Origin of the sequence: Aestuariibaculum sediminum (assembly GCF_014596945.1) — a bacterium.
GTDB lineage: Bacteria > Bacteroidota > Bacteroidia > Flavobacteriales > Flavobacteriaceae > Aestuariibaculum > Aestuariibaculum sediminum.
In genome coordinates, this window is sequence record NZ_JACVXB010000006.1 from 74,141 (window position 1) to 89,328 (window position 15,188).

At 33.7% G+C, this 15,188-nt stretch carries 14 protein-coding genes; 9 read left to right on the forward strand and 5 right to left on the reverse strand.

Annotated elements, in window-relative coordinates; all coding sequences use genetic code 11:
- The first annotated feature begins 3 nt into the window (after positions 1-3).
- The 5 genes from ICJ83_RS13280 to ICJ83_RS13300 all read left to right on the forward strand — a co-directional run bounded on the left by ICJ83_RS13280 (position 4) and on the right by ICJ83_RS13300 (position 5,975).
- Positions 4-1,104, forward strand: coding sequence for a glycosyltransferase family 4 protein (locus ICJ83_RS13280; protein ID WP_317173294.1), 1,101 nt, complete (start codon positions 4-6; stop codon positions 1,102-1,104).
- A 13-nt stretch (positions 1,105-1,117) separates the two neighbouring features.
- The gene (locus ICJ83_RS13285) at positions 1,118-2,194 is read left to right on the forward strand and encodes a glycosyltransferase family 4 protein (protein WP_188230892.1); all 1,077 of its coding nucleotides are present in this window, start codon (positions 1,118-1,120) and stop codon (positions 2,192-2,194) included.
- Positions 2,195-2,198: 4 nt separating this feature from the next.
- Entirely contained in the window at positions 2,199-3,536 is a 1,338-nt protein-coding gene (locus tag ICJ83_RS13290) for an O-antigen ligase family protein (protein WP_188230893.1), read from the forward strand.
- Positions 3,508-4,518: a glycosyltransferase family 4 protein gene (locus tag ICJ83_RS13295; RefSeq protein WP_188230894.1), complete on the forward strand. Its 1,011-nt coding sequence runs from the start codon at positions 3,508-3,510 to the stop codon at positions 4,516-4,518. Before ICJ83_RS13290 ends, ICJ83_RS13295 begins: the two co-directional genes overlap by 29 nt.
- A 65-nt stretch (positions 4,519-4,583) precedes the next feature.
- The gene (locus ICJ83_RS13300; protein WP_188230895.1) at positions 4,584-5,975 is read left to right on the forward strand and encodes an exopolysaccharide biosynthesis polyprenyl glycosylphosphotransferase; all 1,392 of its coding nucleotides are present in this window, start codon (positions 4,584-4,586) and stop codon (positions 5,973-5,975) included.
- 123 nt (positions 5,976-6,098) lie between these two features.
- Here the strand turns inward: ICJ83_RS13300 and ICJ83_RS13305 are convergent, their stop codons facing one another.
- Positions 6,099-7,271 carry a lipoprotein N-acyltransferase Lnb domain-containing protein gene (locus ICJ83_RS13305; RefSeq protein ID WP_188230896.1) on the reverse strand — a complete coding sequence of 391 codons (1,173 nt, stop codon included), beginning with the start codon at positions 7,269-7,271 and terminating at the stop codon, positions 6,099-6,101.
- A gap of 10 nt (positions 7,272-7,281) precedes the next feature.
- On the reverse strand, positions 7,282-8,352 hold the full coding sequence (locus ICJ83_RS13310) for a putative type IX sorting system protein PorV2 (protein ID WP_449369427.1): 1,071 nt from the start codon (positions 8,350-8,352) through the stop codon (positions 7,282-7,284).
- 186 nt (positions 8,353-8,538) lie between these two features.
- On the opposite strand from ICJ83_RS13310, the gene ICJ83_RS13315 reads away from it, so the two are divergent.
- The 3 genes from ICJ83_RS13315 to ICJ83_RS13325 all read left to right on the forward strand — a co-directional run bounded on the left by ICJ83_RS13315 (position 8,539) and on the right by ICJ83_RS13325 (position 10,820).
- Positions 8,539-9,291: a CDP-alcohol phosphatidyltransferase family protein gene (locus tag ICJ83_RS13315; RefSeq protein ID WP_188230898.1), complete on the forward strand. Its 753-nt coding sequence runs from the start codon at positions 8,539-8,541 to the stop codon at positions 9,289-9,291.
- A 26-nt stretch (positions 9,292-9,317) separates the two neighbouring features.
- On the forward strand, positions 9,318-10,184 hold the full coding sequence (locus tag ICJ83_RS13320; RefSeq protein WP_188230899.1) for a DUF808 domain-containing protein: 867 nt from the start codon (positions 9,318-9,320) through the stop codon (positions 10,182-10,184).
- Positions 10,185-10,622: 438 nt separating this feature from the next.
- Complete coding sequence (locus ICJ83_RS13325) at positions 10,623-10,820, forward strand: hypothetical protein (RefSeq protein WP_188230900.1); 198 nt, start codon at positions 10,623-10,625, stop codon at positions 10,818-10,820.
- Between the two features lie 102 nt (positions 10,821-10,922).
- Here the strand turns inward: ICJ83_RS13325 and ICJ83_RS13330 are convergent, their stop codons facing one another.
- A complete protein-coding gene (locus tag ICJ83_RS13330; protein WP_188230901.1) occupies positions 10,923-11,879 on the reverse strand; it encodes a hydrogen peroxide-inducible genes activator in 957 nt (318 codons plus the stop codon).
- A gap of 121 nt (positions 11,880-12,000) precedes the next feature.
- Here ICJ83_RS13330 and ICJ83_RS13335 point away from each other — a divergent pair, with 121 nt between their 5' ends.
- On the forward strand, positions 12,001-12,471 hold the full coding sequence (locus tag ICJ83_RS13335) for a Dps family protein (RefSeq protein WP_188230902.1): 471 nt from the start codon (positions 12,001-12,003) through the stop codon (positions 12,469-12,471).
- 218 nt (positions 12,472-12,689) lie between these two features.
- Here ICJ83_RS13335 and ICJ83_RS13340 read toward each other — a convergent pair whose 3' ends face one another.
- Both ICJ83_RS13340 and ICJ83_RS13345 read right to left on the reverse strand, forming a co-directional pair.
- Positions 12,690-14,021 carry a DUF58 domain-containing protein gene (locus ICJ83_RS13340; RefSeq protein WP_188230903.1) on the reverse strand — a complete coding sequence of 444 codons (1,332 nt, stop codon included), beginning with the start codon at positions 14,019-14,021 and terminating at the stop codon, positions 12,690-12,692.
- A gap of 97 nt (positions 14,022-14,118) precedes the next feature.
- Positions 14,119-15,186: an AAA family ATPase gene (locus ICJ83_RS13345; protein WP_188230904.1), complete on the reverse strand. Its 1,068-nt coding sequence runs from the start codon at positions 15,184-15,186 to the stop codon at positions 14,119-14,121.
- Between the last annotated feature and the right edge of the window lie 2 nt (positions 15,187-15,188).

Sequence of the window (15,188 nt, forward strand, 5' to 3'; positions counted from 1 at the left end):
CATGTGAGGCATAAATTGCAAGGAGGTCACTACTTTGGTTACGGGCCTTACGTGCGGGAAATGAACCTGTGGTTAAAACATGTAGAACAAGTAGAAGTTATTGCTCCTTTAGTGTCTTCGAAAATCACAGATATTGATCTGCCCTATGAGCATGATTGCTTGCGTTTTACCAAAATTCCTAATATTTCATGTATTAATATCAAGGAACTATTGAGAGCTTTATGGTTTGTGCCATTGATTATGTTTCAAATAATTAAAGCTTGCAAAAGGGCTGATCATATTCATTTGCGATGTCCTGGAAATATCGGATTACTGGGCTGCATCATACAGGTGTTTTTTCCGAAGAAATTAAAAACAGCTAAATATGCCGGAAACTGGGATCCAAAAGCAAAACAACCGTTAAGTTATCGCTTTCAAAAGTGGATATTAAGTCAAACTGTTTTGACTAGAAATATTCAGGTTTTGGTGTATGGCATCTGGCCAAATCAATCAAAAAATATAAAATCGTTCTTTACGGCTAGTTTTTCTGAAATTGATAAATGCGAAGTGCGTCCTCGGAATTATATTGACAATTTAAACTTTGTTTTTGTTGGGGCTTTGGTGGAAGGGAAGCGCCCCGATTTTGCCATTAAACTTGTACAAGCCATACATGAACAGGGGCTTAACGTGCATTTGGATTTATATGGGGATGGCATTCTCAAAGAATCACTTCATGATTATGTCAGGAATTCGAATCTAGTAAAGTTTATTAAGTTTCACGGCTATACCTCGCCATCAGAAATGAAGCAAATATTGCAACAAGCTGATTTTTTGATTTTGGCATCAAAGTCTGAAGGATGGCCTAAAGCGATAGCGGAAGCTATGTTTTTTGGTGTAATCCCTGTGGCGACTTCCGTATCCTGTGTGCCCTACATGCTTGGGTATGGGGAAAGAGGTATTTTGATTGATGCTGACATTAACTCTGCGCTACTTACTTTAAATAATTGCTTGGTAAATTTAGAAGATTTAAAAATGATGGCTACTTTAGCAAGTGCGTGGTCTCAAAAATATACTTTAGAACGATTTGAAATCGAAATAAAACAGTTACTTTACCCTAACTCATAAATGCACCAATAATTTGCGAGTACTTCAATTGATAGATTCTTTACAACCCGGAGGAGCCGAACGCGTAGCTGTTAATATTGCTAATGCATTGTCTTTAAGGATTGAAGGGTCTTATTTGTGTGCCTCTCGCAAAGAGGGTGGTTTAAAAGAATCGTTACATGATGATGTAGGATACCTCTTTGTGGACAAACGCATGACATTGGATGTTTGGGCAGTTTTAAGGCTGTATCGATTTGTAAAGCGCGAGAATATATCTATTATACACGCCCATTCGTCTTCCTTTTTTATAGCGACACTCCTTAAACTTTTAAACCATAACCTAAAAATTGTTTGGCATGATCACTATGGGCATAGTGAGTTTCTAGAGGAACGCTCAATTAAAGTTTTAAAACCTTGTTCTCGGTTTTTTAATCTTATTTTTAGCGTGAATAAATCATTAACGCATTGGGCAAAGGAGAACTTAAAAACAAATCAGGTGGAGTATTTACCTAATTTTGTGGTAAAAGAAAGTACATCTCACAACATTATCGCTCTTAAAGGACAGGTAGGGAAGCGCATCGTTTGTTTAGCTAATTTTAGACCTCAAAAAAATCATGTCAATCTATTAAAAGCATTTAAACTCGTAGTGGATAATCATCCAGATTGGACCTTACATTTAATCGGGCAGGATCAGTATGATGCGTATTCCGATGAAATTAAAAAATTTATAAGCAGGGAAAATTTAGCAGAACAGGTCTTTATTTATGGCAGTTTATCCCAAGTCGAATCTGTTTTGAAGCAATGTGAAATTGGTGTTTTGTCCTCGAATTCCGAAGGCTTGCCTTTAAGTTTATTAGAATATGGACTTTATGAATTAGCCGTAGTGACCACAAATGTAGGGGAGTGTGCAGAGGTAGTTAAAAACGATTCCTGTGGTTTTGTTGTGCCATCAAATGATCATGAATCTTTATTCGAAGCAATAAGCAATTATATAAAAGATGAAGCTTTAAGAAGAAGCTTTGGTTTAGCTTTAAAAAAACGAGTGGATCTTTTATATTCAGAATCGACAGTGGTAAACAATATTATAAAACACTATAGTAACCTTCAGTAAAACGATGAATTCACACTATTTAAAAATATTAGGGTTACACATATTGCTGGGGGTCATCATTTACTTCTCTAAAGCGCTGGGTGACGTTTATTTTTATGGTGTTGTAGGGTATTTTATTTACAGAATTATAGCCGTCCATCATGATGATAAACCCTTTGAGGTGATTAAGGCTTGTGTTTATATTTTATCGGCCGAAGTTCTTTTTCGTATGACTAATAGTGGTTTGTTTTACGAATCGAGTAAGTATTTGGTGATACTGTTTAGTGTTTTAGGACTCTTTTATAAGGGGTTTAGTTATAAAGCAACCCCATACGTGTTGTATATATTACTGTTAATACCGGGTATTTATGTGTCACTCTATGCCTTAGATGTAAGTCCTGATATTCGAAAAGCAATTGCCTTTAATTTAAGTGGACCAGTTTGTATTGGTATAGCAGCCTTATTTTGCATGCGTGTTATTGTCACAAATAAACAGTTAGAACAGATTTTAAACTTTGCGGTGTACCCTTTAGTGAGTACCGTAGTATACATTATTGTATTTAATCCAGATGTATCGGGGGCAATACGAGGCACGGGTTCTAATTTTGTGACTTCTGGTGGGTTTGGACCTAATCAGGTTTCAACGGTATTAGGACTTGGCGCTTTTTTTATGGCTGTAAAGTATTTTAAGTACAGCAAAACACCTGTGCTGCGCTATATTGATTTGGCCTTCATCATGTTGTTTTCTTTTAGGGCGGTAGTAACCTTTAGTCGCGGTGGCGTGCTTACTGCTATTATTATGATTGTTTGCTTTTTGTTTTTTCAGTATCGATTTATGGATAAACAAAAAAGAAGTCAGATGTTTTTATCAGGTTTTCTGTTTTTAGGTGTTATTGCCGTGGCTTGGGTATATTCCTCAATTCAAACCAGAGGTCTCATCGATAAACGTTATGCTAATGAAAATGCTAGAGGTGTTCAAAAGGTAGATATAACGACAGGTCGTGTTTATTTGTTGAAAAAGGAATTGAATGAGTTTATAGAAAATCCCTTTCTGGGTGTAGGCGTAGGGCGCATTAAGGATATACGTTTTCAGGAAACAGGAATTAGGGCGGCCTCTCACAACGAAGTGAGTCGTATAATTTCTGAACATGGACTGTTGGGTGTTTTAGCATTTTCAATTTTATTATTAGTCCCATTAGTTTTTAGAATTACAGATAGAAGTAATGTTCTCTTTTATTCATTTTATATTTTTTGGTTTCTTACTATAAACCATTCGGCCATGCGTATTGCGGCCCCAGCGTTTATTTATGCCTTAAGTTTATTACATATTAAAGATGAAGAACCTGTTATACATAGGCAATAAGCTAAATAATAGAAAAGCCAACATAAGCACTATAGATGTCTTGGGAGGTGTGCTGGAGCAGTCTGGATATCGTGTATATTATGCCTCAAATAAAACGAATAAAGGTATTCGGCTTATGGATATGATAAAAGAAGTTATAAAACGCAGGCATCAGGTCGATTATGTGATAATTGATACATACAGTACGTTGAATTTCTACTATGCCTACGTTGTTAGTCAGTTATGCAGATATTTTAAGATAAAATATATCCCCGTTTTACATGGTGGAAACTTATTACAGCGGTTGAAACAAAGTCCTAAAATGAGTGCGGCTATTTTTAAAAATGCCAAAGTAAATGTGGCGCCTTCATTGTTTCTTGAATCTCAGTTTAAAGAGGAGGGATATGACAACATTGTGAACATTCCCAATGGTATAAAACTTAGCGATTACCCATTTTCTTTTAATTCAATTGAAGATATTCATTTGTTATGGGTTAGAGCATTTGCTGATATTTATAATCCACTATTAGCCATAGATGTTTTAAAGTTGTTGAAAGATGATGGTCTTCAAGCTACACTTACTATGGTTGGCCCGGATAAAGATGGAAGCTTAAGGAAAGCTGAAAATTATGCTAAAACTTTAGGTGTTGAGGTTCAGTTTACAGGAAAATTAGACCGAAATGATTGGATAAATTATGCTAAACACTGTAATGTATTTATTAACACAACAAGTTATGATAATATGCCCGTTAGTGTTATTGAAGCTATGGCATTAGGCTTACCTGTTGTATCTACAAATGTAGGTGGGATCCCATTCTTAATAAATAATAAAAAGCAGGGTATTTTGATTCCTCCAAATTCGGCTGAAGCTTTCGTTGCAGCCATAAAAATGCTAAAAACAAATTCTGAATTCACAAAAAATATCGCCTTAAATGCGCGAAAAAAGGTTGAAATGTATGATTGGGATTTAGTAAAAACCTTCTGGAATAAAATACTGGTATAATGTTGGGGTTCAATAAATAAACTTACTATCTTTAGTGCTGCCAAATCAATGCCAAACCCCAATTAATGCTTAAAGGAGGAATTCATTTTAATATATCTGAACGCAAAGTTTTATTGCGTTTATTCGACGTTATTTCAACATTAGTCGTTTTGTGTTTTGTGAGTAACACTTTCGATTTCGATTATTTTACCATTACCGAAAACAGGTGGCGCTGGGTGTTTGTTTTGGTGTTATATCTCACCGTTTTTGCAACAGTTTTCGAGCTTTACGATTTACAAAAATCCAGTAAACTAGATAAAATTGCTACAGGTATTGTTTTTACGGTATCGACTACGGTGTTGTTTTATTTTTTAACGCCCTTTTTTACTCCAGAACTCCCTAATAATCGCTTACAGATTCTATATTTCTATTTTTCTATTCTATTTGCATTGTTGGCCTGGCGGTTTATTTATCTTAGCCTTATTGTGTCGCCACGATTTAATAAGAGAATTTTATTGGTAGGCGAAATGACTGATTTAAATAATGTAATACGGGTTTTTCAACAGTCAGATCCGCACTACAAAATTATAGGTTATATAAATTGTGAAAAGCAGCATGTTCATATTGATACAATCGAAGATATTTCGGAATTTCATATTGATAACATGTCCGAAGTTATAAAAAAACAGGCCGTTTCCGAAATCGTTGTTATCAGTAATAAACCTGATACTATTACGCCAGAAGTGTATCATGACCTGATGCAATTACTAAATATTGGAGTTCCAGTTCGTGAATATTCGCAAGTTTACGAAGACATTACTCATAGGGTTCCTTTACAATATGTAGGTATGGATTTCTATAAATATTTTCCTTTTAATAGAAATAATAAGAACAGATTATATCGATTTTTACAAAGAGTTTTTGATATTTTGATATCTGTTTTTGGAATTCTATTTAGTTTAGTTTTATTACCATTTATTATTATTGGTAACCTTTTGGCTAACCGAGGTAAATTATTCTATACGCAAAAACGTGTGGGATTAAATGGTAAGGTTTTTAAAATCATAAAATTCCGAACCATGATAAAAAATGCCGAGGCTTCAGGAGCTGTTTGGGCAACAAAAAACGATACGCGTATTACAAGGTTTGGGAAATTTTTAAGGTATTCGAGAATCGATGAGATCCCTCAGTTTATTAATATTTTGAAAGGAGAAATGAGTTTGATTGGTCCACGACCAGAGCGTCCCGTTTTTGTTAAGGAATTGTCTGATGCATTGCCTTTTTATGAAACGCGCCATATTATAAAACCTGGAGTTACAGGGTGGGCACAGGTGAAAATGCGTTATGGCTCGTCGTTAGACGATAGTCTTGAAAAGCTTCAATACGATTTATACTATATAAAGCATCGTAGTTTTTTACTAGATGTTAATATCATGATTAAAACGCTTACTACTGTAATTTTCTTCAGAGGGCAGTAGTTCTATCAAATTGTTAGTTAGTTTGGCAGAAGTTAAATGGTCTTAGAATTCATGAGGTACCCGCTTAACTAAGGATGTTAAAGTTATCATGTGAATTGCTGTAAACTTTAAAAATAATTAGATTTATGAAGCATTAAAGAATTTAATCAAAAAGGCATATCTAACACATAAAGCTAATAATAGTGGGATTAAACCTATGGTGAAAACTTGCACACCTAGTATCCAATGTAGGGTTAAAAGACACAATAAAATCACTAATAATTTTAAATACTTAACAAACCAAGAAGCAGGTTTTGGTTTTGCAAGTTGGGCAATTACGAAAAAATTAAGAGCAAATGCCCAAAGTAAATTATAATTTTGATGTGTACCAGTGTGATCTGTTGCGAACCACAATAGTAAAATAAGAATACCTACACAGCCTGTGATAAAAAACAGAGCGATATCCAACCATTTGCTTCTTATATTGTTTTTGTAATTCATATAGGTGATGTAGCATATAAACAGCGCTACAATAGAAAAAACAAATAGGGGGCTAGTAAAAAAGTACGATGGCGTCTTGGTTTCGGTTGGCGTGTACAACATCTGACTTGACTTGACTAAATTTTCGCCAGAATTATTCAGAGTAGCTACTTCAAAGAACTTATAAATATTTTCAGGTAAAAACATATGATCCGTCATAGAAGCTTGCCGATCTATAACAGCACCAAGAGCAACGTTTATGCCAAAACTACCCCATGAATTGGCGTTCAGGTTATTATTGATTAATGTTCTGAAAGAAGCTGCTTTGTAATCATTTGGTGCTTTAAACTCAATATTTTCGTTAACAGCAATGTTCGTTACATCCTTTATTTTTGTTGCGCAGTTATCATAAAAGAAATCATAGAGATAACGTCGATTTTCAGGCTTAACATTGTTTTGAAGATAATTGAATAATTTTTGCTTTTCACCGAGGTTTAAATTTAAAACTTGCGATTTAATGCTTCTGTTTTGCGATATGTAATCATTTAAAAAATCATCAAAATAAGCGACACCACATAAATAATTTAGCTTACCCTGGGCGAATTTTAAATAAAAATGCGGCGCTTGCCAATCGTAAATGCCGTAATTGTATACCAAATCTATACCACTGGCATGGTCTTTAACTCTAAAGGCACTGTGTCCAAAAGCATCATTTAATGAAATTCCTGGTCCAATGGTTAGGACACTTATTTCGGCACGATTAGATAATTTGTAAACTTGTGAAAATACGAATTTGGTACTTAATGTAAGTAGTAATAAAAGTAAGAGTCGTTTCATACAATGGAAATTATCTAAAAATGCTAAAATCGAGTTTTAATGAAAATACATTGGAATATAAAGCGACACTTTGATCGCCAATATCGGTGAATGCGTAATCTATCTGGATACCGTTGTATTTAAAACCAACACCAAAACTCGGTTGAAAACTTAATTGTTCACTATTATCGATTTGTAATTCGTTTTGAAAGTTACCAACGCCACCACGTAAGTAAACCATGTCGATATAGGCAAATTCAAATCCTACAGCGGGATTAATACTAACAAACGACGACGAAAGAATATCGTTATTTTCTTCGAATCTTACATTGAGGTTCGCAGCTGCCAGCAAGCTATAGTCGTAGTGAAAGTTGAATAGTTTGGAGACGCCCAACTGTAATTTTGGGATGGTAATTTCAGTAGTTTCGGGTAATTCTTGATTTTGACCTTCAACCGCATCCTGAACTTTTTTAAACTCATCTTCATCAATCGCCCAGGCATTGAAGGTAGTTGTAATATCTCTGGCCATGAGCCCGAACTGCCAGTTGTTATCTGTTTCAAATTGAATACCAGCATCAAACCCGAAACCCCAGGAAGCTGCAAAATCTCCTATTATACGTCGGATTACTTTGGCGTTAATACCATAATTTAATCCTTGAACAGGTAAATCGCGTGCATATGAAAAGGTTAAAGCATAATCGGCTGTTGAAAATAAACTGATCCTGTCATAATTAATGTTGCCTTGTTCATCTATAAGCTGTGTGGTATTTAAAATATCATCTACCGCAAAACGAATCAATGATACGCCAAAGGCACTGTTATTGTCGATAGGTTTCGCAAATGCAGCGTAATCGTAATTTGCAATATTAGCAAAGTAACTGGAATGCATAAGCGCCATTTGATTGTCTTCAAGCTTTAGCAATCCAGCCGGATTCCAATAACCTGAGTTTACATCGGCTGTATGGGAAGTTACGGCATTACTCATGCCCAATGCAGCAGCGTCAACCCCAATATTCAAAAATTCGTTAGAGTATTTTCTAACTGCCTGACCGAACATTGTAATCGATATAAAATAAAACAATACAGTAATGTAATTCCTCAACTGCAAATTTTTTATACAAAGATGCATATTATTTATAATCTTTTAAAACTTGAATTTAGATTAGATATTGTTTTAGACGAAAATTGTTTGCTATTTTTACCCAAATAAAATTGAAATATTTAATCTTGGGTTTGAATCCCGAGAAAATAGTAACGCGAATTGCATTATAAAAATAAACACATACTCATGAAGAAAAATATTCCTAATGCATTAACCCTATTGAATTTGTTTTGTGGATGTATTGCTGTAATTTATGCTGTTAACGATCAGTTTTCTCACGCGGCTTTATTTGTGTTTTTAGGTGTGTTTTTCGACTTCTTTGATGGTTTCGCTGCAAGAAAACTAGAAGTTTCCAGCGCTTTAGGTTTACAGCTTGATTCCTTAGCCGATATGGTTACCAGCGGTGTTGTTCCTGGTCTTGTTATGTATAAAATGCTCGATTTATCTACTGAAGAACCATTGCTAAATAGGTTTTTTAGAGAATGGGATTCGGGTTTAAAGGTTTCTGAGTTCGAACTTTCAGCTTTACCTTTAATAGGATTATGCATCACTTTGGCTTCGGCCTATCGTTTAGCTAAATTTAATTTAGACGACGAACAAAAAACGTATTTTAAAGGGTTGCCCACACCAGCTAATACATTGTTAATTATTTCTTTTCCTTTAATTATTGAATATCAAGACAGTGAATTTATAGAAAACATTATTCTTAATACTGGCTTTTTAATCGGGATGACTGCCTTAAGCTGTTACTTGTTAAATAGTAATATCAAGCTTTTTGCATTGAAATTAAAAGACTTTAGTTATGAGGCGAATGTATCGCTATATCGATTTCTCATACTGTGTGTCATTCTTTTAATCGTGTTGCAGTTTGCTGCAATACCAATTATTATTTTACTTTATATTCTTTTATCATATTTTAACAAATTAACTATTAATTAAATCTTACAGTAAAACAAAACATATTTATGGCCTCAGGTTTTTTCGCGTTATTAGATGATATTGCTGCATTAATGGACGATGTGGTGGTAATGAGTAAAATTTCTACCAAGAAAACAGCTGGTATTTTAGGAGACGATTTGGCGGTAAATGCTGAAAAAGCCACGGGTTTTGTGTCGTCAAGAGAATTACCTGTGTTATGGGCAATTACCAAAGGATCTTTTTTGAATAAGTTGATTATTTTACCCGTAGCTTTTTTATTTAGCGAATTTTTACCTTGGGCAGTCATCATTATTTTAATTTTAGGAGGAGTTTATCTTGCATTTGAAGGCGTTGAGAAAATTGTTGAATATATTTTTCCACACAAGCAAGATGTGCATAAAAAGGTTGACGTATTGTCCTCAAAGGAAGATCCTACATTGTTAGAAAAGAAAAAGATTAAATCAGCCATATTTACAGATTTTATATTATCTGTTGAAATTGTGATTATTGCATTGGGGACCGTACTTGGGCAGTCATTGTTGTTTCAGGTTTTGGTAGTGTCTATTGTTGCAATTATAGCCACAGTAGGGGTTTATGGTATTGTTGCGCTAATTGTTCGTATGGACGATTTGGGACTGGCTTTAATAAATAAAAGCGATGGTAATAAGGGACTTTTAAATAGTATCGGAAATGTTTTAGTTAAGGCGTTGCCATGGGTGATTAAAAGTTTATCGGTAATAGGAACCATAGCTTTAATTCTTGTTTCAGGTGGTATTTTTACTCACAATATAGAATATTTGCATCATTTTGGTGCCGGTATCCCTGCGTTTATAAAAGATTTTATAGTAGGGATCTTAGTAGGGAGCTTAGCAGTAATTCTAGTAAAACTATTTTCAAGCATTAGGGAGCGTTAAAATTAAACTTACCACAGTATTAATGTCATCTTTAAATCATATTATTTTTATAAAATTTAACATGATGCAGATACGATTCGTTTAATTTTATAGTTTATTGATAAAGTGAAAATAAAATTTATAATGCGGAGCTTAGTTGGTTTTCATAGTTTTTTACGCAAGTAATTTCATTCATTTTTTTATATGTGGTAAGAAAAGTTTTAATTTTCAACGAATTACTGAAAATAAAACATATTAACAATAAACTATGGCAACCCAAGTAAATTAAGCGATGATGAATTATGTTGTTGTTAATAACGCTAATAAACCGTTAAATTTTACACTTAATCGATGATAGAATGGGTTTTTTTAGTATTTTTAGATAGTTATAAATCAGTAATACGAAAGCCTATATTAAAAAACTACATATTAATCAGCAAACTAAAATTCTAATAAATCATGGCAAGAGCAATGTTAGAGTATACTAAAACTATACTTACTAAAGTTAGTTTTGATGCTAATTTGTTTTGCAAAGAAGTACAAAAGGCAGTAGAGCGGTTATTACCGTACGAGTTGGAAGAACTCAAAGTATATATATTGTCCCTAGTACAGCAAAACCCCGAATTGAATCAGTGTTTAGTATATCTTAAACCATAAATAAAAGAGGCGACTAGAAATAGTCGCCTCTTTTTTTATCTGATGATTGGGGTATTTTTTGAAAGATTTGTCTTGTGTTGTGTTTAACAACGCAGGTGTATTTTATACTCTCATTTTTTTGTCTGCTCGCAACGGGCTAATAATTTGTACATCCTGAAAAGCAATAGCCCCGCGAACAACACCCATAATAACATCTTGGATTGCCTCAGTGATTTGCATTTTTAATTCACTTTTATGGTAAATCAGGCTTACCTCTCTTGCTGGTGTTGGTTCTTTAAAGTGGTGTAAATTTTCTTTCTCTTTATCATTTATGTCTAAAGTATGTAAATAGGGTAAAAGTGTCATGCCTAAGCCTTCATTAGATAATTTAATTAAGGTTTCAATGCTGCCACTTTCTAGTTGAAATTTTTCATCTGGATGCGTTTTAAAGGTTTTACATAAATTTAAAACCCCATCGCGAAAACAATGACCATCTTCCAATAGTAACATATCGTTAATATCTAAATCAGTTACATCTATTTTATTATGTCCATACAGCCTATGGTTTTTTGGAATATATGAAACAAAGGGTTCGAAATAAAGTACACGTTCCTTAATGGCGTCATCTTCCAAAGGAGTCGCAGCAATAGCTGCATCTAAATGCCCTTCTTTTATTCTGGTAATGATTTCATCGGTCGTAAGTTCTTCGATAATTAAGGTAACTTTAGGATGTTTTTTTATGAAATTTTTTAAAAACATAGGAAGCAAGGTTGGCATCACGGTTGGAATTATACCGAGCTTAAATTCGCCCCCGATAAAACCTTTTTGCTGATCTACAATATCTTGAATTCTATACGATTCGTTAACAATATTTCGGGCTTGTGTTACTATTTTTTTTCCTACATCTGTTAATTCAATTGGTTTTTTACTGCGGTCAAAAATTTGAATAGATAATTCGTCTTCCAATTTCTGAATTTGCATACTTAAAGTAGGCTGGGTTACAAAACATTTTTCAGCCGCTTTTGTAAAGTTTTGGTTTTCGGCAACAGCCAAAACATAGTATAATTGTGTTATGGTCATTTATTATCAATTTAGGCTATAAAGATATAAAAACTATCAATAAAATTTATCAAAAATAGGATTTTTATAGAGTAAATTTGTAGTAAATATATAACAGAAAGTTAAATTAAAAATCTAAATAATGACACTTAATAGTATAGGATTAGACACGACAAAATCAAAAGAAGTCGCCAAAGATTTAAACCATTTACTGGCTAATTTTCAAATTTATTATCAAAATTTAAGAGGTATCCATTGGAATATTAAAGGAAAGCGCTTTTTTGATTTGCATGTTAAGTTTGAAGAATTATATACCGATGCCAATACAAAGGTTGATGAAATTGCCGAAAGAATTTTAACCCTGGGTGAAACACCTTATCATACTTTTGAAGATTATGCTGCTCACGGTCAGGTGCCTGTAGGTAAAAATATTTCGCAAGATGAAAAAGCCGTTTCTTTAATTGTTGAATCATTAACCGAATTATTAAAAATTGAACGTGATATTTTAGAAAAATCCGATGATGTAAATGATGAAGGTACGAACTCAATGATGAGTGATTTTATTACCGAGCAAGAAAAAACCGTTTGGATGATGAAAGCCTGGTTGAGCTAAAAATAAATTATGATAAATTAAGGGCCCTCAAGCAATTGAGGGTTTTTTTATGTGTTTTTACAGAGTAAATAATTTTAACGGAGTTTATGATAGGACCTAATAATCATCAAAATTTTAACAATTTCGGTGCTATAGGCTTTCTGTTTCAGGAGTTTTAAAGTGCCTTAAATCATTTTTTTTTTTAAGAAACTATATTCGGAGCAAATTACTAATAATGACTAGAGTAAGCCTCTCGATTTAATTTCTAAATATTTATTAATAGTATCGATGGTTAAGTGTTCTGGAGTGGTTAAAATAGAGTAAATGCCGAATTTTTTTAATTCATTAACAATAAGACGTTTTTCAAAGGCGAATTTTTCGGCTATGACTTTATCGTATACCTGCTGAACGGTTTCAGCTTTAGTATTAATTAATGTATTAAGCTCTGTATTTTTAAAAAAAATAACGACTAATACATGACTTTTAGCTATGGCCTTTAAGTAAGGTAATTGTCGTTTTAAGCCATCTAAAGTTTCAAAATTAGTATACAATAATAATAAGCTTCGGTTGGTAATATGACGTTTAATATTAGCATAAAGGCGGCTAAAATCACTTTCGTAAAAATCGGTTTTTATATTATATAAGGCTTCTAAAATAAGTTGCATTTGAGAGCTACGTCGGTCGGCAACTACTACATTTTCTAAACGTTTTGAAAATGCGAGCATACCTGCTTTATCCTGTTTTTTTAAAACCACATTACTAATAATTAGGCTCGAATTTATGGCGTAGTCTAACAAACTTAAGCCATTAAATGGCATTTTCATGATGCGTCCTTTATCGATTATGGAATAAACAGGCTGTGATTTTTCATCTTGAAACTGATTTACCATAAGCTGATTTCGTTTGGCTGTGGCTTTCCAGTTAATTGTGCGCAAATCGTCGCCCAAAACGTAATCTTTTATTTGCTCAAATTCCATGGTGTGCCCTAAACGACGGACTTTTTTAAGACCAACGTCTGTGGCATTTTGGTTAATGTTTAAAAGCTCAAACTTTTTAAGTTGTTTAAAACTGGGATATGTTGGAACCACGTCATTTGAATTAAACATGAAGCGCTTTGCAACCAAATTCAAAATTGATGCGGCGTAAATATTTAAGCTTCCAAAATGGTATTCACCACGTTCAGTAGGACGTAAATTGTAACTAATGCTTTTCGACCTGCGCGAAGTTACTTTTTGTTTTAATTTGAAATCTCGGTTTTGAAACTGTTCAGGAATTTCATCTATTATTTCCAGATAAATTGTAAAACCGTAATTGTTTTTAACTTTAAGGTTAACCGTATTATGATTGCCATTTGAGAATTTATCTGGCAAAATACGTTCGGCATCAATTTTATGCTTCCCTAAAAAGATGAATAAAACATCAATTAAAAATAATAATGAAAGTACAAGAATGAGTAACTGAGCTACATTAAAAAGTACAGGGATAAAATAGCTAAACCCAAAAAGGACTACAATACCAATACCGGTAAAGAAAAATCGGGGTTGTATGTAAAAGGATTTAAAGCGTTTCAATCTATTTAATGTTCTTTATAATGGTAAAAGGCAAAATTAAAGGAACCATGAGGTGAAATTAGTCTCTAATTTTAAATATAAATTTTGTCATTTAAGTTTATCTTGGGATTTCAACAGTTTCTATAATTTGTTTTATAATTTGCTTACTGGTTACCCCTTCCATTTCGCGCTCTGGCGTTACAATGACACGGTGATGTAATACTGGGATGGCGGCACGTTTTATGTCTTCCGGGGTTACAAAATCTCGACCAGACATGGCAGCAAATGCTTTACTGGATTTTAATATGGCTATCGATGCTCTAGGTGAGGCGCCTAAGTATAAAAACTGATTGTTTCTGGTGGCCACAATAAGTTCGGCTATATATTTTAACAGGTGCTGCTCAACAATTACCTGAGTTACTAACCCTTGATATTTAACAATTTGTTCGGCAGTTAAAAACGACGTAATGGTGTCGGTTTTTAATTGTTCTTTAAGTTCATGTTCGCGCACTAGTATTTCTATTTCTTCTTCTATATTCGGGTAATCAACATCTATTTTGAATAAAAAGCGATCGAGCTGTGCTTCTGGTAAACGGTAAGTTCCTTCTTGTTCAACTGGGTTTTGGGTAGCTAATACCATAAATGGGGCAGAGAGTTTGTATTTCTGTCCATCGATGGTAATTTGCTGTTCTTCCATTACCTCAAATAAAGCGGCCTGTGTTTTGGCAGGAGCACGATTTATTTCGTCAATAAGAATCATGTTAGAAAATATGGGGCCTTTTTTAAATTCGAATTCTGAAGACTTTAAATTAAAAACCGATGTGCCTAAAATGTCACTTGGCATTAAGTCTGGCGTAAACTGAAGACGGCTAAAACCAACACTCAGCGATTTTGCTAATAACTTTGCTGTTACTGTTTTTGCTACACCTGGAACGCCTTCAATTAATGTATGACCTTTTGATAAAAGTGCAGCAATAAGCATATCGACCATATCCTTTTGACCAACGATAACTTTACCTACTTCTGTTTTAATGTTTTGCACGCTTTGTTGCAATTCCGATAAATCTAAACGGTTTTGAAATTCTAAACCATTTGTGTTTTGGTTTTCAGTAGTATCAGGAGTCTTTTCTAATTCTTGCTTGGGTAAAAAATCGCTGTGATCTTGTGGTCTTAAATTGTCTTCCATAA

What these genes read in the sequence shown, in the direction of transcription:
- ICJ83_RS13330 (WP_188230901.1), bottom strand. Translation starts at nt 11,879, where the DNA reads ATGACCATAACACAATTATACTATGTTTTGGCTGTTGCCGAAAACCAA.
- ICJ83_RS13295 (WP_188230894.1), top strand. Translation starts at nt 3,508, where the DNA reads ATGAAGAACCTGTTATACATAGGCAATAAGCTAAATAATAGAAAAGCC.
- ICJ83_RS13345 (WP_188230904.1), bottom strand. Translation starts at nt 15,186, where the DNA reads ATGGAAGACAATTTAAGACCACAAGATCACAGCGATTTTTTACCCAAG.
- ICJ83_RS13315 (WP_188230898.1), top strand. Translation starts at nt 8,539, where the DNA reads ATGAAGAAAAATATTCCTAATGCATTAACCCTATTGAATTTGTTTTGT.
- ICJ83_RS13325 (WP_188230900.1), top strand. Translation starts at nt 10,623, where the DNA reads ATGGCAAGAGCAATGTTAGAGTATACTAAAACTATACTTACTAAAGTT.
- ICJ83_RS13320 (WP_188230899.1), top strand. Translation starts at nt 9,318, where the DNA reads ATGGCCTCAGGTTTTTTCGCGTTATTAGATGATATTGCTGCATTAATG.
- ICJ83_RS13290 (WP_188230893.1), top strand. Translation starts at nt 2,199, where the DNA reads ATGAATTCACACTATTTAAAAATATTAGGGTTACACATATTGCTGGGG.
- ICJ83_RS13335 (WP_188230902.1), top strand. Translation starts at nt 12,001, where the DNA reads ATGACACTTAATAGTATAGGATTAGACACGACAAAATCAAAAGAAGTC.
- ICJ83_RS13300 (WP_188230895.1), top strand. Translation starts at nt 4,584, where the DNA reads ATGCTTAAAGGAGGAATTCATTTTAATATATCTGAACGCAAAGTTTTA.
- ICJ83_RS13305 (WP_188230896.1), bottom strand. Translation starts at nt 7,271, where the DNA reads ATGAAACGACTCTTACTTTTATTACTACTTACATTAAGTACCAAATTC.